The 22,524-nt window shown below is 46.8% G+C and carries 19 protein-coding genes; 14 read left to right on the plus strand and 5 right to left on the minus strand.

The features are described 5' to 3' along the window. Positions 1 to 67 precede the first annotated feature (67 nt). Together KM934_RS02900 and KM934_RS02905 are read right to left on the minus strand one after the other, a co-directional pair. Positions 68 to 1,471 (minus strand): alkaline phosphatase family protein, encoded by a 1,404-nt coding sequence (locus KM934_RS02900; RefSeq protein WP_215759118.1) that lies wholly within the window; start codon positions 1,469 to 1,471, stop codon positions 68 to 70. Next, a complete protein-coding gene (locus KM934_RS02905; protein WP_215759119.1) occupies positions 1,468 to 2,700 on the minus strand; it encodes an Lnb N-terminal periplasmic domain-containing protein in 1,233 nt (410 codons plus the stop codon). Before KM934_RS02905 ends, KM934_RS02900 begins: the two co-directional genes overlap by 4 nt. Before the next feature lie 116 nt (positions 2,701 to 2,816). Here KM934_RS02905 and KM934_RS02910 point away from each other — a divergent pair, with 116 nt between their 5' ends. From KM934_RS02910 to KM934_RS02935, 6 genes are all read left to right on the plus strand, one after another. Next, complete coding sequence (locus KM934_RS02910) at positions 2,817 to 4,130, plus strand: hypothetical protein (protein ID WP_215759120.1); 1,314 nt, start codon at positions 2,817 to 2,819, stop codon at positions 4,128 to 4,130. A gap of 19 nt (positions 4,131 to 4,149) precedes the next feature. Then, positions 4,150 to 4,815 (plus strand): LPS export ABC transporter periplasmic protein LptC, encoded by a 666-nt coding sequence (gene lptC / locus KM934_RS02915; RefSeq protein ID WP_394369479.1) that lies wholly within the window; start codon positions 4,150 to 4,152, stop codon positions 4,813 to 4,815. Positions 4,816 to 4,902: 87 nt separating this feature from the next. Then, a complete protein-coding gene (locus KM934_RS02920) occupies positions 4,903 to 6,177 on the plus strand; it encodes a CNNM domain-containing protein (protein WP_442903839.1) in 1,275 nt (424 codons plus the stop codon). 160 nt (positions 6,178 to 6,337) lie between these two features. Continuing rightward, positions 6,338 to 8,482, plus strand: a complete 2,145-nt coding sequence (locus tag KM934_RS02925; protein WP_215759122.1) for a peptidylprolyl isomerase — start codon at positions 6,338 to 6,340, stop codon at positions 8,480 to 8,482. 226 nt (positions 8,483 to 8,708) lie between these two features. Continuing rightward, entirely contained in the window at positions 8,709 to 9,254 is a 546-nt protein-coding gene (locus tag KM934_RS02930; RefSeq protein ID WP_215759123.1) for a 30S ribosomal protein S16, read from the plus strand. A 188-nt stretch (positions 9,255 to 9,442) separates the two neighbouring features. Further along, positions 9,443 to 10,120 (plus strand): DnaJ domain-containing protein, encoded by a 678-nt coding sequence (locus KM934_RS02935; protein ID WP_215759124.1) that lies wholly within the window; start codon positions 9,443 to 9,445, stop codon positions 10,118 to 10,120. Positions 10,121 to 10,278: 158 nt separating this feature from the next. On the opposite strand, the gene kdsB is transcribed toward KM934_RS02935, so the two are convergent. Continuing rightward, entirely contained in the window at positions 10,279 to 11,031 is a 753-nt protein-coding gene (kdsB, locus tag KM934_RS02940; RefSeq protein WP_215759125.1) for a 3-deoxy-manno-octulosonate cytidylyltransferase, read from the minus strand. A 172-nt stretch (positions 11,032 to 11,203) separates the two neighbouring features. Here kdsB and KM934_RS02945 point away from each other — a divergent pair, with 172 nt between their 5' ends. Then, entirely contained in the window at positions 11,204 to 13,306 is a 2,103-nt protein-coding gene (locus KM934_RS02945) for a TonB-dependent receptor plug domain-containing protein (protein ID WP_215759126.1), read from the plus strand. Positions 13,307 to 13,817: 511 nt separating this feature from the next. Here KM934_RS02945 and KM934_RS02950 read toward each other — a convergent pair. Then, on the minus strand, positions 13,818 to 14,447 hold the full coding sequence (locus tag KM934_RS02950) for a YiiX/YebB-like N1pC/P60 family cysteine hydrolase (protein WP_215759127.1): 630 nt from the start codon (positions 14,445 to 14,447) through the stop codon (positions 13,818 to 13,820). A 378-nt stretch (positions 14,448 to 14,825) separates the two neighbouring features. Here KM934_RS02950 and rpmB point away from each other — a divergent pair, with 378 nt between their 5' ends. From rpmB to KM934_RS02965, 3 genes are read left to right on the plus strand one after another with little or no spacing between them, the layout of a single operon-like run. Continuing rightward, positions 14,826 to 15,089, plus strand: a complete 264-nt coding sequence (rpmB, locus tag KM934_RS02955; protein ID WP_215759128.1) for a 50S ribosomal protein L28 — start codon at positions 14,826 to 14,828, stop codon at positions 15,087 to 15,089. Positions 15,090 to 15,094: 5 nt separating this feature from the next. Continuing rightward, on the plus strand, positions 15,095 to 15,283 hold the full coding sequence (gene rpmG / locus KM934_RS02960; RefSeq protein WP_215759129.1) for a 50S ribosomal protein L33: 189 nt from the start codon (positions 15,095 to 15,097) through the stop codon (positions 15,281 to 15,283). Between the two features lie 34 nt (positions 15,284 to 15,317). Continuing rightward, the gene (locus KM934_RS02965; RefSeq protein ID WP_215759130.1) at positions 15,318 to 15,476 is read left to right on the plus strand and encodes a DUF4295 domain-containing protein; all 159 of its coding nucleotides are present in this window, start codon (positions 15,318 to 15,320) and stop codon (positions 15,474 to 15,476) included. Positions 15,477 to 15,755: 279 nt separating this feature from the next. On the opposite strand, the gene KM934_RS02970 is transcribed toward KM934_RS02965, so the two are convergent. After that, entirely contained in the window at positions 15,756 to 16,781 is a 1,026-nt protein-coding gene (locus KM934_RS02970) for an asparaginase (protein ID WP_215759131.1), read from the minus strand. 105 nt (positions 16,782 to 16,886) lie between these two features. On the opposite strand from KM934_RS02970, the gene uxaC reads away from it, so the two are divergent. From uxaC to carA, 4 genes are all read left to right on the plus strand, one after another. Next, on the plus strand, positions 16,887 to 18,290 hold the full coding sequence (gene uxaC, locus KM934_RS02975) for a glucuronate isomerase (protein WP_215759132.1): 1,404 nt from the start codon (positions 16,887 to 16,889) through the stop codon (positions 18,288 to 18,290). A gap of 241 nt (positions 18,291 to 18,531) precedes the next feature. Further along, positions 18,532 to 19,335: a polysaccharide biosynthesis/export family protein gene (locus tag KM934_RS02980; RefSeq protein ID WP_215759133.1), complete on the plus strand. Its 804-nt coding sequence runs from the start codon at positions 18,532 to 18,534 to the stop codon at positions 19,333 to 19,335. A gap of 127 nt (positions 19,336 to 19,462) precedes the next feature. Then, entirely contained in the window at positions 19,463 to 21,346 is a 1,884-nt protein-coding gene (locus tag KM934_RS02985; protein ID WP_215759134.1) for an amidophosphoribosyltransferase, read from the plus strand. Between the two features lie 88 nt (positions 21,347 to 21,434). Then, entirely contained in the window at positions 21,435 to 22,511 is a 1,077-nt protein-coding gene (gene carA, locus KM934_RS02990) for a glutamine-hydrolyzing carbamoyl-phosphate synthase small subunit (RefSeq protein ID WP_215759135.1), read from the plus strand. The last annotated feature ends 13 nt before the right edge of the window (positions 22,512 to 22,524 follow it).

Below are 22,524 nucleotides of genomic sequence, written 5' to 3' on the forward strand. Positions count from 1 at the left end.
TTAATTAACTCCTTCATTTTCAAACGATTACGTTAGAATTAACAGAGTATTGTTAACGAGGAAATGGTCAAAACAAAGGTGCCGATGTGCATGCGTTCGGAGCTCGTATGCGGATGGCCTTGGCTACCGTTGGGGCAATGCGATCGGTAGTGACAGCTGTTGGTACGCGCTGGGGAGCAACCTCTGAACCCATGAAGATGATGGGGAATGGCACAAAGCCTGCGCGGCTCGTGAATGTTTCTTGAGTGTCTTCGTTGAGCAATTTCCATCCAGGGGCTACATCGATAATGATATCGCCACTGAGAGTTGCGTTGAAGCCATTGCGGATCTTAATGATGTCGTTGTTGCCCGCCAACAATCTCTCGCTGGTGTAGACGTCCGCTACGCCTGCGTTTTGCATAAGGAACTCTTGGCTGCGGGTTAGCATTTCCGACATGCCTACACGCTTTTGCTCGATGAGCTTATGGTTCAGGTACATCTGGTTGCCGTAACACTGCTCCACGTATCGGCCTTGGCCATAGATGGCACTTAGGTACATATTGAGCAGTGAGGCAGTACGGTTTATGTAGAACGTGCCTGTCGGAATGCGATATTGGGTTACATTGGTGGCCGTCTCGTCGGTGTAACCTGTAGAGGTGACAACAAAGAGCACCCTGTCAAGACTTATCTGTTTCTCGACACCGCTTATAAGTCGCTCTAATGACTTGTCGAGTTGCATATAGACGCTCTCCATCTCTGTCTGCCAATGTGTCACAGGGGTCTTGTCGGCCTTTGTGGCAGAGAGATTGACAAACAGCATGTCAGATACGTCGTCCCTTCCCATGGCAGTCTGTGTGATGGCGTTTAGGGATGCGTCAATGACGTCATTGTTAGTAAAACTGGTGTTGGTGGGGTGTTTGGGGTGCAAGCGGTTATGTGCCCTAACCCATTCTGGCAAAGTGTTGCTGTAATACGAAGACCCTTGCCATTCGCCATTTTTGTCCATCCAAAAAGCACCGTTGGCTGCATGTCCGCCTGACAAAATGGCAGATTCGCGATCGGCCGCAAACGAATATACGATTGCAGCGCCATTGGAATTGACTTTTAACTCGTCGCCAATGGTTGATGTCTTGAGTCGGTCGGCCGAAGTGAAATATCTTGAATCGTCAACGCAAAACACGGGGTGCAGGGTCTCACGGTCGAGCCATCGGCTGCTGATAATGCCATTATAAAACGGGAAAGTGCCTGTGGATAACGATGCGGTTGCAGACGCTTTGTCGACGGGAGAAAATGGATAGCTGGCTCCGTCGTAGACAAGTCCCTCGTTGAGCATTCGGCGGAAGCCGCCTTGCGAATAGAGTGGGGCGAAGGCTTCCATATAATCAGTGCGCAACTGGTCAATGGTGACATTCACGACCAATCGCGGTGCAAGCTGGAAAGCTTGCATCTCGGCTGTGGTGAGTGCTGCGAGTAAAATTGCTATGTATCTCATGCGGGTTGCTTGCCTTTTGTGCGTAATGTTTTTATATTGATAATACATCTTACCATCAAAGTTAATGCCAAAATGTTCATGCCCTCTGCATAATCCTGAAAAATATTGCCTAAAAGGAATAAAACCAAGCATGCTAAAAGTACTTTCCAATACCAGTGACATAGTCCTTTAATCTGCTGACGTATAATGGAATAGACGAATATGATAGACAATGGGTTCAGGAGCAATATCTGTAAGTTGAGATTTACTGTAGGGTGTTGCGAAAAAACCATGGCGAACAAGATCAAACCTGCCAATCCGTCGGTTGTCAATAGTGTGGCGTCGATAAACCAAAATGGCTTTTTTCGTTTGAGTTCCAGCAATGCCAACACGAATATCAGCAGTGCTATTGTGCTGAAAATCATGATTGGACTGATGTCGTCCCATATGTCGTTGCTCGTATCTGTATAGGAGGGGTAAGGCTGCAGCACAGTGTAGGTGGAGTCGACCAATAGGCGGTGTGTGCCATTGGGGGCTACTATCACGGCGTGGTCGAAGTCTTTGCGAAGCGTGTCGGGTAGAAATTGCTGTTGCGTGCGAGTAGTGTGCGCGTCTGCCTTAACACCTAAAAGCAGGTCGTTGCCCATTTGCGACCATCGGTGTTTTCCCGTCCATTGATGTGTCATCTGACGATAGGACGGGGATACTGCGTCGTTGGTGTCATATGTCACACGCCCGTCTATGTTGTTGACAAGAATGTCGCGTGCTCGGGTGGTGCAGTTGTCGTAAAAATAATTGTATCTGTAAACGCGGTTCGCCGGCTTGTAGTTGTTGTTTAGTGCATCGGCAATAGCTTCTTTTTCCTTTGTTGTTAGATTGAGGCGTTGGCCAATTACGCCACGCCCATTACGTGCATATTCCTGCAGGAAAAACGCAAAAGGTTCGATGCCCATTTCGTAGTCGGTAATCCCGAATACAAACCGAGCGATAAAATTCTTTTGGTTGAAGTTGAACATGCCGTAATTGATAGCCAAGTCCACGTCGTGGGCTGGGTCTTGGAAACGGATGGCGGTGTGCCCATACAAACTCCATACCTGACTTCCTGGCGAGCAAGTGAGCAGGCTAATGGTGATGTCGTCGGCTGCTGTTTGTCGCGCCGATTCGTTGGTGACTTGCGTTTGTGCGTAGGTTGTTAACGAACTTAAAACGACCAAACAAATAGTTATGAAAAAGTCTTTGAAACGTTTCATGATGCAAAAATACCTTATTATTTTCACTTAACCTGCTTTTATATCGTTTTTTTTCAATACTTTTGCAGTTGAATTATAAATAACGTGAAAGAAAAAGGACTTGATCCGTACTTTTTATGAAGAGAAAACATATATCGGCAGCTGTTGTGATGGCCATGTTCTGTGGTGGCGCTTATGCCCAAAGTGGCACAAATTCTCCCTATAGCCAGTATGGACTGGGCATATTATCCGACCAGACGGCAGGATTCAATCGTGGAATGAACGGATTGGGGCTCGGCTTTCATGAGCATAACCAAATCAACTTTTCCAACCCGGCTTCTTATTCGGCATTAGACAGCCTTACTTTTATCTTTGACGCTGGTTTGAGCGGGCAGTTGACGAACTTTAAGGAAGGTGGCAACAAGAAGAACGCGCAAAATGCGGATTTTGAATATGTTGTCGCGGGCTTTAGGGCTTTCAAACATGTGGGTGTTAGCTTTGGATTGATTCCGTTCACGAATGTGGGCTATTCTTATTCGTTGACTCAAAAGGTGGGAGACGATAACAACACTGTGGCTACTAATAGCTATAGTGGAAATGGCGGCATCCATCAGGTTTATCTTGGTGTTGGATGGCAACCCGTGAGAGGTTTGTCGGTTGGTGTTAATGGAAGTTACATCTACGGAGAGTACACGAAGACCGTCGTGAATAGTTATAGCGATGGCTACGCCAACTCGTTGACCAAGAACTACATGGCTGATGTGAGAAGCTACAAGGTCGATTTCGGATTGCAATATACGGCCCGTTTGACAAAGAAGGACCAACTGACATTGGGTCTCACTTATGGCTTGGGGCATAAGATTGGCGGTAAGCCTACTATGGAGATTATTTCTAACAATGCACAGACTGGCGTTGCAGACACAACCCGTTTCCCAAAGGTTGGACAGGCTGATTTGGAACTCGAACTTCCGACAACTTACGGAGCCGGCTTGATGTATGACCATAACAATGCCATCAAGGTGGGCCTTGACTATACTCTTCAGAAGTGGGGCAGTGTAAAGACACCTTTTTATGAGACATCGGGGGCTACTATGAACGATTATTCGATGAAAGCCGGCTTCTACAAAGACCGTCATAAGTTTACTCTGGGTGCTGAGATATGCCCTCAAGAGTATGGAATGAGGTTCTTGCAGCGTGTTCATTATCGTGCAGGAGTGTCATATGCCACACCTTATTATATTATTAATGGGCAGGATGGCCCCAAAGAAATGAGTGCCAGCATTGGTTTTGGCTTTCCGATTGTCAACAAGTGGAATAACCGTTCCATCCTTAATATTAGTTGCCAATGGGTTCAACAGACAGCTAAGAACTACATTACTGACAATACGTTCCGTATTAATGTCGGCCTGACGTTCAATGAGCGTTGGTTCGCAAAGTGGAAGGTGAAGTAATCGTTTGTCTGCAATCATGATGAGAGGACTGTTTAAACAGAAATTGTTTTGCCTCTTGGCTTTACCATGGGTGGTGTCGTTTGTGCTGACCTCGTGCGATCAACCTGTGGAGCATACGGCGGGCGCGATTAGTGATCGCGATTCTGTGCCTATGATGGTAAGTTATGGAGTTAACACGCTGATTTCCGATTCGGGTGTCATTAAGTATCGTATTGTGACCGAACGCTGGGAAGTCAATCAGAACAAAAAGCCCTCTCGGTGGTATTTCGACAAGGGACTCTTCCTGGAACAGTTTGATGAGAAATTCCATGTAGAGGCTTATATCCAGTGCGACACGGCATATTATTATGATCAGCAGAGGCTTTGGGAGCTTCGCTCTCGTGTGCGCATATTGACTAAGGATGGCTTGCGCTTTTCCAGTGAGCAGTTGTTTTGGGATGAAATTAGGCAGGAATTGTATTCTTATACCTTCTCGCGTCTTGTCACTCCAGAACGCACGTTACAGGGTACCTATTTCCGCTCTGATGAAAGGATGTCTAAGTACTATGTGTCAAACTCTAAGGGTTCGTTCGATAGGGAAGACGTTGGTGGCTCAGGGCAGTCGACTACCGACTCGGCTCGAAAGTCGCAGGATTCCTTGTTGATGAAGCAGCGTGGACAGATGTTGCCATATCGCAACAATTAATTGGCGTGGCTTAACAAAGAAATCCCTTTTAAGGGGCAATCATAATAAATGGCTGTATCGTAACAATATAATTCTAACGCTACTATTTTGGAACAGACAGTTGATATATCACTGATTATAGAAATCCTTGTAACGATGGTCTTCAGTGCCTTTTTCTCGGGCATGGAGATTGCTTTCGTTTCCAGCAACAGAATGTTGGCGGAGATGGATAAGGAGAAAAACGGCATTTCGCAAAGGCTTATCTCGTTCTTTTATCGTCACCCTAATGGTTTTGTGTCAACGATGTTGGTGGGCAATAACATAGTACTTGTCATCTATGGTATTCTGTTTGCCGATATTTTCGACAACACATTGTTTAAGCCTTTCGATCCTGCTACGCGTGTCATTCTTGATACGGTGTTTTCCACTATCGTTGTGCTGTTCACAGGCGAGTTCTTGCCTAAGACATTTTTCAAGAGCAGCCCTAATCTGTTACTCGCTCTTTTTGCTCCTTTGGCTTTTGTCTTTTACGTCATTTTGTGGCCTATTAGCAAGTTCGCCACATTCCTTTCGCGTTTACAGTTGCGTATGTTTGGTATCAAGGTGACCGATGAGGATGACGGGGAAGGCTTTACAAAGGTCGACCTCGATTATCTTGTGCAATCATCCATCGACAGCGCTCCAAACGACGAGGCTGTTGATAATGAGGTGAAGATCTTTCAAAACGCCCTCGATTTCCCTGATACGAAGGTGCGTGACTGTATGATTCCTCGAACGGAAATCAATGCGGTTGATATGGATGACTGCACTTTGGAACAGTTAAAGCAGAAGTTTGTGGAAAGCGGTAATTCCAAAATTATTGTTTATAAGTCAGACATTGACCATATAACGGGCTACATTCATAGTTCGGAGATGTTCCATAACCCGAAGCGTTGGCAAGATAATGTTCGCACATTACCATTTGTGCCTGAGACCATGCCTGCACAGCGATTGATGAAAATCTTCTTGCAACAGAAAAAGAGTTTGGGTGTTGTTGTCGATGAGTTTGGTGGTACCAGCGGCATCGTTTCATTGGAAGATATTGTGGAGGAAATTTTCGGTGACATTCAGGATGAGCACGATACGGATAATTACGTGGCTAAACAATTGGAGGATGGTGATTACCTTCTTTCGGCACGCTTGGAGATCGACAAGATCAACGAAATGTTCGACGTGAATCTTCCTGAGGGCGATGAGTATATGACGTTGGGTGGTTTGATTCTGCATGAATATCGCAGTTTCCCGAAGTTGAACGAAGACGTGAAGATTGGGAAATTCAACTTCAAGATCATCAAGAACACTATGACGAAAATAGAACTCGTACGCTTACACATCGACACATGACGCTGTAACAGTCACGTTAAAAGCGCTATATCATTCATTTTCTTGGTGAAAAGTTGCCGTGTTTGCTAAATAATTAGTAAATTTGTACGCTTTTTGTTATGCAGAGGGCAACCATAAACCTTACGAGAATAAAAACAATAAAATAAAACAATAAAAACAAATGGCAGCATTAGGAAAAATCAGAAGCAGAGGCATTACGCTGATAGTTATTATCGGCTTGGGCCTTTTTGCTTTTATTGCCGAGGAGGCTTTCCGTTCTTGCGAGTCGACTCGCAACAACCAACGCCAGCAGATCGGTGAAGTGTTAGGTGAAAAAATCAATTATGAGGAATTCGCCAAGCTCGTAGAAGAGGTTCAGCAGGCCATGAAGATGCAGGGCCAGGAAAACCTCAACGACGACCAAATGAACCAGGTTCGCGATCAGGTGTGGCAGAACTACATTCAGTACAAGATCGTGGAAAATGAGTGCAAGAAGCTGGGTCTCACTGTTACTGACCAAGAGATGCAGGATGTTCTCAATCAGGGAACTAACCAGATGCTTCTTTCTACTCCTTTCGTGAACCGTCAGACGGGTCGTTTCGATGCAAATCAGCTCAAGCAGTTCTTAGCTCAGTATAAGGGCGCTCAGGCCAACATGAATCCTCAGGTGGCAGAGCAGATGCAGACGGTTTATAAGTATTGGGTGTTCATCGAGAAGTCACTTCGTCAGCAGCTTCTCATTCAGAAGTACAATGGTCTTTTGGCTCACTGCTTCTTGTCGAACCCTGTTGAGGCCAAGATGAGTTTCAATGATGAGACAGAGGAAAGCCAGATCCAGTTGGCTGCTTATCCTTACTCGAAAATTTCTGATTCTCAGGTTAAGGTTTCTGATAGTGACTTGAAGGCTAAGTACGATGAACTGAAGCCACGTTTCCAACAGTTTGTTGAGACTCGCGATATTCGTTATGTTGACGTTCAGATTACAGCATCTGCTGCAGACCGTGCTGAGCTCATGAAGGAGTTCAAAGGTTATGCCGCTGAATTGGCAGAGGCAGCTGACCCCACAGAAGTTGTTCGTAAGTCTACTTCGTCGGTAGCATATTTGGGTCTTCCCCTTACTAAGGGTGCTTATCCCATGGATGTTGCTGCTCGTTTGGACTCTATGTCTGTTGGTCAGACCTACGGTCCAGTTGCTAACGCGCAAGACAATACTCTGAACGTCATCAAGCTGGTTGCTAAGCAGCAGCTTCCCGATTCTGTCCAGTTCCGCGCCATTCAGGTTGGTGGCACCACAGCAGAAGAGGCTCACACACGTGCCGATTCCATTGTCAATGCTTTGAATGCTGGTGCCGACTTTGCAGCCATTGCTAAGAAGTATGGTCAGGAAGGTCAGGAGCAGTGGCTCACCTCTCGCATGTACGAGTCTTCTAACACGATGGATAAGGATACGAAGAACTATCTTAACACGTTGCTCACTTCTGGTGTGAAGGAAGTGAAGAATATTGAGATGACACAGGGTAATATGATCGTTCAGGTACTTGATCGAAAGAATATGGTTGATAAGTATACCGCAGCTGTGGTAAAGAAGACCATCGACTATTCTAAGGAAACCCGTGGAGCTATTTTCAATAAGTTCAGCTCATTCGCAAGTGCTAACCAGACAGCAGACGCTATTGCCAAGAACGCCGCAAAGAGTGGCTATCGCGTGCAGGAAGCAAAGGATATCGCAACTACCCAGCACAATTTGGTGGGCATTCGCTCAACACGCGATGCTATGAAATGGCTCTTCGACGCTAACGAGAACGATGTTTCTAAGATGTACGAGTGTGGTAACAATGGCGACCATCTCTTGATTGTCATTCTCGATAAGATTCATCCTGTAGGCTATCGTGGTCTCGATGATGCTCAGGTTAAGGAGATTGTCAAGCAGGAGGTTATCCGAGATAAGAAAGCCGAGCAGTTGATGGCTAAGGCAAAGGGGGCTACGAGCATCGCCGCAGCTAAGGCCAAGGGTGCCCAGATCTCCACTGTTAACCAGGTTACCTTCGCTGCTCCTGTCTTCGTTCAGGCTACTGGCGCAAGCGAGCCCGCTCTGAGTGGTGCTGTTTCTGCTACAAAGGCAGGTGCTTTCTGCTCTCATCCCGTAAAGGGCTTGGCTGGTGTTTACCAGTTCCAGGTAGTGAAGCGTGCTAAGAACGCTGCTACATACAATGAGCAGCAGCAGGAGATGAAGCTTCGCCAGAAGGCTATGCAGTATGCAGGCAACTATATGAACGAGTTGTATGTCAATGCGAAGGTTGTGGATAATCGTTATCTCTTCTTCTAATAGTTGACATCTTACATTAAATATTCAAGCGCAAGGTTAATAGCCTTGCGCTTTTTTTTATGTTCAATCGTTAGTTCTTATAGTAGCCGTTCTTTCTTAATAAAACTTAATTTACTTATTCTTCTCGAAGAAAAAGTCGTAGGTTCGTTGAAATGTTTGTACCTTTGCATCCGCTATTACGAGTTGGTAGCATAATTCAAACCTAATTTAAAAGTATTTAAACAAAATGGCAACAAAAATCAGATTGCAGCGTGGCGGTCACAAGGCTTATGCTTTCTATCGCATTGTTATCGCTGACGCAAGAGCACCACGTGATGGTAAATTTACTGAGAAGATTGGTACTTACAACCCTAACACCAATCCTGCTACTGTAGATTTGAATTTCGAGCGCGCCCTTTATTGGGTCGAGAATGGCGCACAGCCCACTGATACTGTCCGCAACATCCTGAAGGCCGAAGGTGTCTACATGATGAAGCACTTGAAGGGTGGTGTCAAGAAGGGTGCCTTCGACGAGGCCGCTTGCCAGCAGAAGTTCGAGGCTTGGAAGAGCGCTAAGGACCAGAAGTTCGAGGCTGTTCGCAACAGCGTAGCTAAGGCTAAGCAGGATGCTGCTTCTAAGGAGCTCGAGGCTGAGAAGAAGATCAATGAGACTATTGCTAAGAAGGTGGCTGAGAAGAAGGCTGCCGAGGCTGCAGCAAAGGCTGAGGCTGAGGCCGCCAAGGCTGCCGAGGCTGCCGAGGCCACCGCTGAGGAGGCTCCTGCAGAGGCATAATAGACATAGTCTAACGTAACAAAGAATGTCGAATCCTATTGGGTTCGGCATTTTTTTGTATATTGTGATTTGGATTATGGTCGGCTTTGGCTATTCTTTTTTGCTGTTTGCTATTGAAAATTCAAGTTTGTGGCACATGTTTTGCTATGACTTGTAGTGTATATAAGATAGAACTGGAGGTACTAATTATGGCATTCATTGATTACTATAAAATTTTAGGAGTAGATAAGAACATTCCACAAAAAGATGTTCGTGAGGCTTATCGCAAGCGCGCTAAGCAGTTCCATCCTGATCTTCATCCAGATGACCCTAAGGCCAAGGCTAAGTTCCAGGCTTTGACAGAGGCCTACGAGGTTATTGGCGATCCTGAGAAACGCAAGAAATACGACCAATATGGCGAGAATTGGAAATCGGCTGATGCCTTTAACCAGCAAGGTGGTGGTGGCGGTTATCATTGGTCAAGCGCAGGCGGTGGATCTCCGTTTGAGGGCTTCGATTTTTCTGGGTTTGGCGGTGGAGGAGGTTTCTCTAGTTTCTTCCAGGATCTCTTTGGTGGAATGGGCGGCTCGTCCCGTTCACGTTCAACAGCGCGCCAGAGTACAGGTGAGATGAATGCTACGGTTAATCTTGACCTTTATACTGCATTGTTGGGCGGTCAGATCATTATCCAATTGAGTAATGGAGGCAAGCTGAAACTGAAGATTAAGCCCGAAACGCAGAATGGCACTAAAGTCCGTGTGCGTGGCAAGGGCTATGACCGAGGTGACGGTACGTTTGGCGATTTGATAATTACCTATAACGTGAAGTTGCCAACTAATCTCTCGCAACGCCAGAAGGACCTTCTTAATGAGATGAGGAATGCGTAAGGCCCCATGCCTTTAGCTTTCTATAATGACATTGTAGGTTGAAGCCTTTTCGCTTTGCCGTATTTGCAGGATAAGGCCGATGGCACAAGTGAAGAAGTTGAGATAAAATATAAAGATAAAAGAAAAAGAGGACCCAACTATAGGGTTCTCTTTTTCGTTTATGAGTTTTGGTTAATTTCTTTGAGGAAGAGTTCAGCTCGCTTCAAGTCTGCGGGCGTGTCGATTCCAACTGTTTCCACATGGGTCACACCCACTCGTATGCGATAGCCGTTTTGCAGCCAGCGCAGCTGCTCCAGGCTTTCCGCCTTCTCCAATGACGATTGTGGAAGTTGGGTGATTTGCCGAAGCACTTCACGTCGGTAAGCATAGATGCCTAAATGCTTTAGGAACGGGAACTCGCTAAGCCATGTTTCATGCTCCTTGCCACGCACAAATGGAATTACAGACCTTGAGAAATATAGTGCGAATCCATTGACATCGGTTACAATTTTGGGCGAGTTGGGGTTGTCCACACTCTCCATGTCGGCAAATGGTTTTCCGATGGTGGCAATCTGCGTGGAGGCGTCGTCGAATTGTTGGCATACCGTTTTGATTTGTGACGCTTGTATAAACGGCTCGTCACCCTGTATGTTCACAATGACATCGGCATCGGTGCTGATCTTCTCGGCCGCTTCCTCTATGCGGTCGGTGCCGCTCTTGTGGTTAGGGCTGGTCATGATGGCTTTTCCGCCGAATGATTCCACGGCCTCCTTGATACGCTCGTCGTCGGTGGCTACCCATGCCTCAGGTATTTCCCGTGTCACCTGTTCGTAAACTCGCTGAATGACGGGTTTCCCGCCTAATAAAGCCAATGGCTTTCCAGGAAAACGCGTAGAAGCGTAGCGCGCTGGGATGATAGCAATGAATTTCATGGTTTTTTGTTTTAAACGTCTTGGTATTGCAAAGGTACAATATTTGTTGGCAAAGCCATCATGTTTTAGGCTAAAGATATCCATATGTATTGCATTTCTCAAAGAAAAGCAAGGGGGTGTGGTTTAGAATTCGTACCTTTGCACTCGTTTTTTTATTTATTATTTCATATTTATGTACAACAAACCCATGGCATTGTGCGAGCCGATGAAGTTTAAACGCTTCTCTAACAAAGGCTATGCACTCTTCGCCTGCTTGGGTAAGGTGGTTCTTGTGGGCACCTTGAGCGTTGCCACAGTCTCTCATGCCAAGGCTGAGGGAGTGAGCACCAAGGAACTTCGCCCAGACACCCTTTCCACCCAGCGCGAGGTGATGCTAAACGAAGTGAGCGTAACAGGCTCACGCGCACCGTTGACGAGAAGTCAGGCGGCGAGAATGGTAACTGTACTGGACAACAAAGAAATTCAATGTGCGCCAGTGCAAAGTGTTAACGATTTGCTGAAATACATCGCCAGTGTGGATGTTAGACAGCGTGGTCCCATTGGCGCGCAGACCGATATCAGCATCCGAGGCGGCAATTATGAGCAAATCACAGTTCTGCTCAATGGTGTTAATATTTGTGACCCGCAGACAGGGCACAACGCCTTCGATTTCCCAGTTGATGTGGCCGACATAGAGCGAATAGAAGTGCTCGAAGGACCTGCTGGAAGAGTGTTTGGCACCTCTTCGTTGCTCGGTGCCATCAACATTGTTACGAAGACGGAGAAGACGAACAATGTTTCCGCCCATATTGATGGCGGAAGTTATGGCTACCTCAATGGTGGAGCATCGCTCAACATTACGTCTGGAAAATGGACAAATCGCGTGTCGGGCAGTTACACGCGTTCCGATGGTTATAGCCGCAACAATGCAGGAAAGCTCAATGCTGATTTTTATGGTGGCAAGGCTTTCTATCAGGGTGGCTATGAGGATAGTGATATAAAAGTGGGTTGGCATGCCGGGCTTAGCAGTCGCGACTTTGGGTCCAATACTTTCTATGGAACCGGTTCTGACGACCAGTTTGAGCACACCTTCAAAACCTACACAGCCGTGCAGGCGGAGACGAAGCGTGGCATGTTCCACTTCAAACCGTCTATGTATTGGAACAGGAACATGGACCGTTTTGAGTATTTCCGTGGACTTGACGGTGTTAAGCCCGAAGGACTTTCGTATGGTGTGGCTTACAATTACCACCGTACCGATGTTTATGGCGTGAATCTCAATTCCTATTTCGATTGGAAGCTCGGACGCACTGCCTTCTCGGCGGAGTTGCGTAACGAAGACCTTGTGAGCACCACACTTGGCGAGCCACTCGACAACCCCAAGCATGTTCATAAGACCGACCGCGACTACACCAATGGTCTCAACCGTACCAACATCAGTTTCGCCTTGGAACACAATATCCTGCTCGAGCGGTTTACGTTGTCGGCGGGTCTTGTGGCGGTGAAAAACTCATGGAGCAATATGAATATGCGTGTCTACCCGGGTGTCGACATCAGTTATCGCATAGGCGAACACGTAAAGTTGTACGCGTCTTACAATACGTCGCTGCGTATGCCTTCGGCAACTGAACTTTATTATTCCGTAGGCGGACATAAGGCCGACAAGCATCTCAAGCCCGAGGAATTGCAGGCTTTCGAGGGCGGAGTGAAATATCTAAGTTCAGCCATTTCGGCCAGCGCAAGCGTTTTCCACAACCGTTGTAAGAACATGATCGACTGGATATGGGATAGCAGCGAGGGGGAGGATGCCGTGTGGAAATCGGTAAACTTCACCAAGATAAACACAATTGGCGTAGAGGCGCAACTCAGGCTAAACGTCCTGCGTCTTATCCCGTCGCAGCGTGTCGTTAAGCAGTTTGCCCTGCAATACACCTACCTTTATCAGGACAAGGATGAGCCTGCCACCATACAAAGCCGTTCCACGTTGGAGTATCTGCGGCATAAGGTTATCGCCAATCTCGACCTGAACCTTTGGCATAATCTCGACCTGACGGTGAAATACCGTTTCCAAAAGCGCGAGGGTAAGTTCACCACTACCGATGCTTCCGGCAACGCCGCAGTGAAGGAGTATCAACCCTACGCTGTAACTGACCTGCGTTTGGCTTGGAACGATCGTTCATATAAGGCTTATGTTGAGGCAAACAACGTGTTCGCCAAGAAATATTACGACTTCGGCAACATTCCCCAGCCTGGGGCGTGGGTAATGGCCGGCGTGGCAGTGAACATCAACTTGTAAATATGTGGGTGTCTGGTAAATAAGGCGATGTTTTGTCTATTTACGAGGCACCCTTTGCTTTTCTTAAATGTGAAAGCTTAGCCATTTCCGTTTTTGATGGATACCGGGGTGGTGACTATGGTCAGGATTTTTTGCCATAAAGTTTGTTGGACATTTCCGGCAAAATAGAAAGCGAAAAAGTTGTTTTTGCAGTATTGCGTTGTCTGTGAGTGGCGCCCCATTCACCGTTTGGTATGTTTCGACTTGCGATCGGGCATGTTTCGCGTCTCGTCTGGGCATGTTTCGCGTTGCGAAAGATGGTCTTTCGCATCTCGATTAGGCATGTTTCATGGTATGGAATGTGAATGTTTGAGCGCAGAAAGTGTTGTTTAAGTTGTAAGATGCTGATTGATAGTGCTTTATGTGGATGTTCTGAGAATCGCGTATTTGCGCCCAATATTTTTCTCGCTCAAAAGAAACGTGTAGTTTTCACTATAGTTTGTTGGCATTTTTTTTGCGTGGAAGGGTGAGTCTACAGATTTTTCCGCAACTCACCCAAGATGAAAATCTTGTCGCTTCTTGATAAATCCCCAGGATTGCTGCCTGGCTCGCCTTCGGGCACCCTCAGCCCTTGGCGTCCATAATAATCCTTCCAATAAGGGGTGATAGCGCCAGTCTTATCGTGAAACGACATAGGAATAGGCTTGAACACCAAGTTGCCTTCCTTTGTCTTATAACACTTTTGCACCAGTTCGCTGCAATACATGGCGCTGTCGGATGGCATGAAATTGAAATCGTAAGGCGTTCCAATGAATCGCAAGGCCCGTTCCACCGAACAAGCCACCCCCATGGTGTCTTTGAGCTGCGCTACCATGACGTTTTGCCGCCTTGTCATAAAACTGTCGATAGGGGAGAGGCATACCCCCTTGTGGATGGCCTCAAGGGCAAAGCCCTGGCCGTCTTTTCGGTGGAAAATGGCTACATGGTCGATACGCTTGCCTTCAAGTCCGGTGGTTACATCGGTGATGTTGTTGTCGCTCTCAGCCACACAAAAAAGCAGGTCGCCTTCAGATAGTGTGTTGGGAGCGATACGTTTGTTATCCTGTGCGCACACGCTAAGAGCATAGCACACGGCTGCCAGGGTCATACAAATCTTTTTCATGGTGTTGTTTCTGAGGGTGGTTTTGATAACCAAGTTCATATAAGAAACGTTGCAATGGCGCGTATGTTGTGTGGTGGTGGATGAAAAATTTGAGGGGGGAAGGATGCGCCAGCAAATTTAACGAAGTGTGGGGGTACATGAGCTGGGGTTAAGGCCTTGGTTTCCCTTGATAAGTTAAAACCTTGGCTAACCCACGTAAAATAAGCCAGTTGTCCTTGTTTTGAGGCTAAAACCCCCAGTTCGGGTGTCGAAAAAATAAAAAAATGCTTAAAAAGCAATATTCGTTGGAGTATTTCTTTGTCATCTAAATCTTTTTATATAATTTTGCACTCTGTTTGGAATAAGTATCAAAATCGAAATCAAAAACAAAGAATAGCAATGTCTAAGATTTGTCAGATCACAGGTAAGAAGGCACAGATTGGTTGCAATGTGTCTCACTCAAAGCATCGCACAAAGCGCAGCTTTGACGTTAACCTTTTCAGCAAGAAATTCTACTATGTAGAAGAGGGTTGCTGGATTTCACTCAAGATCAGTGCTGCTGGTCTTCGTCTCATTAATAAAGTAGGTCTTGATGCTGCCCTGAAACAGGCTGTTGCCAAGGGTTATTGCGATTGGAAGGACATTAAAGTTATAGGAGATTAATCATCATGGCAAAGAAAGCTAAGGGTAATAGAGTGCAGGTTATTCTGGAGTGCACAGAGATGAAGAACTCTGGTCTGCCCGGAACAAGCCGTTACATCACCACCAAGAATCGCAAGAATACTCCCGAGCGTCTGGAACTCAAGAAGTACAATCCCATCTTGAAGAAGATGACTGTTCACAAGGAGATTAAGTAATCCATTGTTTAGTTAAAATTAAAAATAACACACCATGGCAAAGAAAGCGGTTGCTACCCTCCAAGAAGGTAAGACGGATGGTCGCGCATATTCAAAGGTCATCAAGATGGTGAAGAGCCCCAAGACTGGTGCTTACGTCTTCGATGAGCGTATGGTCCCTAACGAGGCTGTTAAGGATTTCTTCAAGAAATAATTTATCTTGACCTCATATATATAAGTCGCAAGGCAAAACCTTGCGACTTTTTTGCGTTTATGGTATTGCTTAGCCACAAGTTTCTATAGGAGGAAAGAATTGTGACGTCCCCAATCGGTCGTTAGGTCGCAATTCAGAAATGTTAGAGCCTGGCCTAATGTCCGATTGGGGGTTATGTGTTGAGTTGATGGCAAGTGCATATCGCAGCAGTCTCTCTTTACGTAGAGGCTGTTGTAACAAAGGTTTTGCGTGTGCGATTACGCTGTTTTTGGGGCGTTTTTAGATAGTTATTTCTCCTGCAATCGATTCGTTCATCATCTTTCGGATGAGATTGGTGTCGGTGTAGCAGGCTTGCAGGTACATCAGTTTTGTAATGGCCGCCTCTACGGTGGAATCGTAGCCCGATACCACGCCGATGTCTTGCAACTGATAGCCAGCCCCGTATCGTTTCATCTCAACCGTTCCTGCTACGCATTGGCTGATGTTCACAATGACGGCTCCGCGCTCAGCCGCTTTCTTCAAGAGGTTGAGGAACCAAGGTTGTTGTGGTGCGTTGCCGCTTCCGAACGTCCGCATGACAATGCCGCGAAGGTTCTCCAGGGTAAGCACGCCTCTAATGATGTTCTCCTGTATGCCGGGGAACAAGCTCAGCACAACCACGTTGTTCTCCATGGCCATGTGGGGAGAGAGGGGCTTGCTGAAGTCGGGTGTAAGGATGTTGTGGGTGTGGAACGTGAAGTTGACGCCCGCATCGCACAAGTGTGGATAGTTGAACGACTCGAAAGCATAGAATCCGTCGGCGTTAATCTTCGTGGTGCGGTTTCCGCGAAGCAGTCGGCCACTGAAATAAACACTGACCTCCGGAATGATGGCGTGGCCTTCCTCGTTTTTCATGGCGGCCAGTTCTATGCTGGTAACAAGGTTCTCCTTGCCATCGGTGCGTAGCTGTCCGATGGGAAGTTGCGATCCCGTGAGAATAACGGGCTTGGTGAGGTTGCCCAACATGAACGATAAGGCCGATGCCGTGTAGGCCATGGTGTCGGTTCCATGCAAGATGACAAAACCATCGTAATTGTTGTAGTTGCGCGAGATGATGCGTACCAAGTTGGCCCATCGCTCAGGTGAAATGTCGCTCGAGTCGATGGGTGGCGTAAACTGGTAAACGTCAATTTGGGTCTTGATCTGGCGGAATTCAGGCATCGATTCAACCAAGTGGTTGAAATCAAGTGGTTCCAAAGCCCCTGTCAGAGGGTTGTGCCCCATGCCTATGGTGCCTCCTGTGTAAATCAATAGTACTTTATTCATCGGCTTAATATATTTATTGCAAAATTAGTCTAAAAGACCTTATATTCCAAAGATTTATGCTATTTTTGCATCAACAAATCAAAAACAATCAAACTTATTTCGAGAATGAAAGCATTTATGGACGAAAACTTCCTGCTGGAGACCGCGACCGCGCAGGATTTGTTTCACAATCACGCGGCCAAGATGCCCATCATCGACTATCATTGTCATTTGGTGCCGCAGATGGTAGCCGAAGACCATCAGTTTCGAAGCATCACTGAATTGTGGTTGGGAGGCGATCATTACAAATGGCGTGCCATGCGCACTAACGGTGTTGCTGAGAAATATTGCACGGGTAACGACACCTCCGATTGGGAGAAGTTTGAGAAGTGGGCGGAGACAGTGCCTTACACCTTCCGTAATCCCTTGTATCATTGGACCCATTTGGAACTGAAGACAGCCTTCGGCATTGATAAACTCTTGAGTCCCAGCACGGCCCGTGAAATTTTTGATGAGTGCAATGAGAAACTGAAACAGTCGGAGTATAGTGCCAGAGGCTTGATGCGACGTTATCATGTGGAATGTGTGTGCACAACTGATGACCCCGTAGATGATTTGCATTGGCACAAGGTTACGCGCGATAGCGGCTTTGAAATCAAGATGATTCCAGCATGGCGACCCGATAAGGCCATGAACATCGAAAAACCCGACTTTTCTGATTATGTGGCTAAGTTGGGCGAGGTGAGCGATATGGAAATCAATTCGTTTGCCTTGATGGTTGACGCATTGAAAAAGCGTCATGAGTTCTTTGAGGCCAATGGATGCAAGTTGTCAGACCATGGTATTGAGGAGTTCTACGATGAGCCTTACACTGATTCGCAAATAGAGATAATCTTTGAGAAGTCGATGCGTGGCCAGCAACTCTCAGCTCAGGAAGTGCGCCAATATAAGCACGCCTTCCTTAAGGTTTGCGGTGAGATGGATAGTGATGCCGGTTGGACGCAGCAATACCATTATGGTGCTATTCGCGACAATAACACACAGATGTTCAATCTGTTGGGGCCTGATACGGGTTTCGACTCTATAGGCGAGTTTAACACTGCTCGCGCTATGAGCCATTTCCTCAACGAACTCAATGAGGAAGGTAAGCTCACGCGCACCATATTATATACGCTTAATCCATGCGCCAATGAAATGATAGCCACCATGTTGGGTAATTTCCAGGATGGCGTGACACCAGGAAAGATTCAGTTTGGATCTGGTTGGTGGTTTAACGACCAACTCGACGGTATGACGCGCCAGATGAACGCCTTGTCGGTACTCGGGTTGCTGTCGCGTTTTGTGGGAATGCTCACGGATAGCCGCTCGTTCCTAAGCTATCCGCGCCACGAGTATTTCCGTCGCTTGCTCTGCAATCTGTTGGGCAATGATGTTGAGAGGGGATTGCTCCCCAACGACCACGAAGCTTTGGCCCGTATGGTTGAGGACATCTCGTATAATAATGCACGCCGTTATTTCAAGTTCTATTAAGGCAATTCGCTTATCAAACCGCGCATGGAGAAGCAACTCTATGTGCGGTTTTCTAATTTTGTGTACAGCTTCTGGAATATAGCTCTCTGTCTGTTCTGGTCATATTGATAGCCTGAGCGTTTCTTGATTCTTTTACCCCATATGAAAATCAATCTATTTTTTCAGCCATTTGCTTGTGATTTTCGAAAATATATAGTACTTTTGCAAAAAGATTAAATGAGCTAATTGTCACTTTGTTAATATGAAGAAAATACTTCTCTCATTCATCTTGATGGCGGTGATCATCATGATGGGCGGTTGTGCAGGGTCTAAGAAAGTCGCTTATTTTCAAAATATCGACACCCTCAGTTTGGCAGCCTCGCGTGGCCTTTATGATGCACATATCATGCCTAAGGACATGCTGACCATCACGGTCATTACCACCAATCCAGCCGCTTCAGCTCCATTCAACCTGACGGTGAGCAACACGGTTGGTACCAGCGGACAGTTGTCTACGGCTGGTGTGGGGTCGTTGCAGGGCTATTTGGTCGACAACGATGGCAACATCAACTTCCCGGTCATTGGAACGCTGCATGTGGGTGGCCTTACCAAGACGGCTTGCGAGGAATTGGTGAAGAGCAAAGTCAAGCCTTATCTTGCAGAGAAGGAGAATCCTATTGTCACAGTTCGAATGGCTAGCTATCGTGTAACGGTGACTGGTGAGGTGGCATCGCCGGGTGTGAAGCCTGTTACTACTGAGAAGATGAGCATCATTGAGGCCATTGCTCAGGCTGGCGACCTTACCATTTATGGCCGGCGCGATAATGTGCTTCTCATTCGTGAGGATGCCAATGGTGAGAAGCAGGCTCACCGTTTGAACTTGAATGATGCAAACATCATCAATTCTCCTTATTATTATCTCCAGCAGAACGACATCGTTTATGTTCAGCCTAACTCGGTAAAGGCCAAGAACTCTGCTATTGGTAGCAGCACAACGATTTGGTTCTCGTTCGTTAGCATTGCAACTTCGCTTGCGTCGTTGTTAATCAATGTGTTGAGAAATTAGTAGTGAGAAACATATTTTGAGTATGATATAAAAGATTGAAATATGAAGAAAGCCTTCTTTGGGGAGTTTCTTGTATTTCAATCTTTTTTTATAACTATAAAGGATAGTCTTGTTATTGTAAGGTATTATGGATAATAACATTCACGAGGATTGTGGCGTGGCCATGATCAGATTGCTTAAGCCGCTGAGCTACTATCAGCAGAAATATGGTACATGGATGTATGGTTTGAACAAACTGTACCTCATGATGGAGAAACAACACAACCGTGGACAGGAGGGTGCCGGATTAGCATCGGTGAAGCTACATACGCAGCCTGGTCATGAGTATATGTTTCGTGAGCGGGCGGAAGGTTCCAGCGCGATCACCGAAATCATGGGATCGGCACGTAAGCAGATAGAAGAGGCTCGTCGGTTTTGCGGCGACAGCACCGATTTCGATTATCAGGAAATGCCTTTTGCCGGCGAGCTTTATATGGGCCACCTTCGTTATTCCACCACAGGAAAGAGTGGATTGAAATACGTTCATCCTTTCTTACGCCGTAATAACTGGAAGGCCAAGAACCTTTGCCTTTGCGGAAACTATAACATGACCAATGTGGAGGATATCTTCCAAAAGTTGATAAAGCAAGGGCAGTGTCCACGCATATATAGCGACAGTTACATCATGATGGAGGCCATGGGCCACAGGCTCGACCGAGAGGTGGAGCGCAACTTTGTTGAGGCACAGCAAAAAGGGCTGGAGAACGATGCCATCACAGAGTATATAGATCAGCATGTGCTGATGGAAAATGTGCTGAAAACCACAATGGCCGATTTTGATGGAGGTTATGTGGTGTGCGGACTGACAGGTAGCGGTGAGATGTTCTCTATGCGCGATCCTTGGGGAATTCGCCCTGCGTTCTATTATAAGAATGACGAAATTGTCATCTTGGCTTCTGAGCGCCCCGTGCTTCAAACCACTTTCGACCTCGAATATGAGGATATACAGGAACTTCAACCAGGCTGCGCTTTGTTGGTTCGCAGCAATGGAGAGGCTGTTGTGAAACGCATCCTGGAACAGAGAGGCGATTATGCATGCTCTTTTGAGCGCATTTACTTCTCAAGAGGTTCCGATCAGGACATTTACAACGAGCGCAAGAAGTTGGGCGAACAGTTGACACCTCAAGTGCTGAAGACCATCGATAATGACATTGCGCATACAGTGTTCTCGTTCATTCCAAACACAGCGGAAGTGGCGTTCTATGGTTTGTTGCGTGGTTTCAAGCACTATGTAAACGAGCAGAAAATCAAAAGGATTGAGGCTTTGGGACGCATCCCGACACATGCGGAATTGGAGGATATCCTTCATGATTATGTGCGCTCGGAAAAGGTGGCCTGGAAGGATATTAAGTTGCGTACGTTCATTACTGAGGGAAATGCGCGTAACGACCTGGCAGCGCATGTGTATGACGTGGCGTATGGCAGTATCCAACCGGGTGTCGACAACTTGGTAATTATTGATGATAGCATCGTTCGAGGCACAACTTTGAAGGAAAGCATCCTTCATATTCTCGATCGTCTTCATCCCAAGAAGATTGTTATGGTAAGCTCGGCTCCACAAATACGCTATCCTGATTACTATGGCATCGACATGCCGCGCTTGGAGGAGTTTTGCGTGTTCCAAGCCACGGTGGCCCTGCTGAAGGATAAAGGTATGGAACATGTCATTACGGATACATACGAGGCGTGCAAGGCTGAGTTGGAGAAGCCTGTCGGTGAGATGCGCAACTGTGTGCGCGACGTGTACGAACCTTTCACAGTCGAGGAAATCAACTGTAAGATTGTTGAGATGTTGCGTCCAGAGGGCATGACCACACCTATCGAAATTGTGTTCCAAAGCATCGATGGACTGCATTCGGCCATACCAAACCATAAGGGCGATTGGTACTTCACGGGACACTTTCCCACGCCGGGAGGAACGCGTCTGTGCAACCAGGCGTTTGTCAATTACGTGGAAAGAGTATGGAAGTAACGCCTTTTTCCAGTTCCTTGACGTGGATTTAGGAATATAATGAGTAATTTTGTAGATTGAGAAAAAATAAGATAAACAACAATAGAAGATGAAGAAAGTAACCTTGGTACTATCAGACGGGACGCGCTTCCATGGCAAATCGTTTGGCTATGAGAAGCCTGTCGCTGGGGAAGTGGTGTTCAACACGGCCATGATGGGATACCCTGAGTCGCTCACGGATCCGTCGTACGCTGGCCAGATCCTGACGTTCACCTTTCCTTTGGTAGGCAACTATGGCGTGCCTCCATTCACGTTGGAGGCCAACAAGTTGCCCAGTTTCATGGAAAGCGACAAGATTTATGTGGCTGCCATGATATGCGCTGATTACAGTGAAGAATACAGCCATTGGAATGCTGTAGAGAGCTTGTCCGACTGGTTGAAGCGTGAACATGTGCCTGGCATTACAGGCGTTGATACGCGCGAACTGACCAAAGTGCTCCGTGAGCATGGAGTAATGATGGGAAAGATCCTTTTTGACGATGACGAAGAGGTGCCGGAGGCCGACTACGAGGGCGTCAACTTTGTCGACAAGGTGTCGTGCAAGGAGATCATCCGCTACAATGAGGGAGCTGGTAAAAAGGTGGTGTTGGTCGATTGCGGCGTGAAAGCCAATATTATTCGTTGCCTCATTGAGCGTGGAGTAGAGGTGGTGCGTGTGCCTTGGAACTACGATTATACAGGCATGGACTTCGATGGTCTGTTCCTCGGTAACGGTCCTGGCGACCCTGACATGTGCCAAGAGGCTGTGGATGTTATCAAGAAACAAATGAGCATGAGCCGTAAGCCTATCTGCGGTATCTGCATGGGTAACCAATTGCTGAGCAAGGCAGCTGGCGCTACCATCTATAAGCTGAAATATGGTCACCGTAGCCACAACCAGCCTGTGAGACTGGTGGGAACGGACAAGTGCTATATCACGTCGCAGAACCATGGTTATGCTGTGGATGGAAAGACGTTAGGCAGCGAATGGTCGGAGTTGTTTGTCAATATGAATGATGGCAGCAATGAGGGTATTCGCCATAAGACGAACCCTTGGTTCACATCGCAGTTCCATCCGGAGGCTTGCAGCGGCCCTGTGGACACCATGTTCATGTTCGATAAGTTTATTGAGGAATTGAATGCTTGAGCAACTAACGTAA

Source organism: Hallella faecis, from assembly GCF_018789675.1.
GTDB lineage: Bacteria > Bacteroidota > Bacteroidia > Bacteroidales > Bacteroidaceae > Prevotella > Prevotella faecis.

Coding starts and splice junctions, on each gene's coding strand:
- KM934_RS02980 (WP_215759133.1), top strand. CDS start 18,532: ATGAAGAAAATACTTCTCTCATTCATCTTGATGGCGGTGATCATCATG.
- KM934_RS02950 (WP_215759127.1), bottom strand. CDS start 14,447: ATGAAAAAGATTTGTATGACCCTGGCAGCCGTGTGCTATGCTCTTAGC.
- KM934_RS02935 (WP_215759124.1), top strand. CDS start 9,443: ATGGCATTCATTGATTACTATAAAATTTTAGGAGTAGATAAGAACATT.
- lptC (WP_394369479.1), top strand. CDS start 4,150: ATGAGAGGACTGTTTAAACAGAAATTGTTTTGCCTCTTGGCTTTACCA.
- KM934_RS02910 (WP_215759120.1), top strand. CDS start 2,817: ATGAAGAGAAAACATATATCGGCAGCTGTTGTGATGGCCATGTTCTGT.
- KM934_RS02925 (WP_215759122.1), top strand. CDS start 6,338: ATGGCAGCATTAGGAAAAATCAGAAGCAGAGGCATTACGCTGATAGTT.
- rpmG (WP_215759129.1), top strand. CDS start 15,095: ATGGCAAAGAAAGCTAAGGGTAATAGAGTGCAGGTTATTCTGGAGTGC.
- KM934_RS02900 (WP_215759118.1), bottom strand. CDS start 1,471: ATGAGATACATAGCAATTTTACTCGCAGCACTCACCACAGCCGAGATG.
- KM934_RS02930 (WP_215759123.1), top strand. CDS start 8,709: ATGGCAACAAAAATCAGATTGCAGCGTGGCGGTCACAAGGCTTATGCT.
- kdsB (WP_215759125.1), bottom strand. CDS start 11,031: ATGAAATTCATTGCTATCATCCCAGCGCGCTACGCTTCTACGCGTTTT.
- rpmB (WP_215759128.1), top strand. CDS start 14,826: ATGTCTAAGATTTGTCAGATCACAGGTAAGAAGGCACAGATTGGTTGC.
- KM934_RS02945 (WP_215759126.1), top strand. CDS start 11,204: ATGTACAACAAACCCATGGCATTGTGCGAGCCGATGAAGTTTAAACGC.
- uxaC (WP_215759132.1), top strand. CDS start 16,887: ATGAAAGCATTTATGGACGAAAACTTCCTGCTGGAGACCGCGACCGCG.
- KM934_RS02965 (WP_215759130.1), top strand. CDS start 15,318: ATGGCAAAGAAAGCGGTTGCTACCCTCCAAGAAGGTAAGACGGATGGT.
- carA (WP_215759135.1), top strand. CDS start 21,435: ATGAAGAAAGTAACCTTGGTACTATCAGACGGGACGCGCTTCCATGGC.
- KM934_RS02985 (WP_215759134.1), top strand. CDS start 19,463: ATGGATAATAACATTCACGAGGATTGTGGCGTGGCCATGATCAGATTG.
- KM934_RS02905 (WP_215759119.1), bottom strand. CDS start 2,700: ATGAAACGTTTCAAAGACTTTTTCATAACTATTTGTTTGGTCGTTTTA.
- KM934_RS02970 (WP_215759131.1), bottom strand. CDS start 16,781: ATGAATAAAGTACTATTGATTTACACAGGAGGCACCATAGGCATGGGG.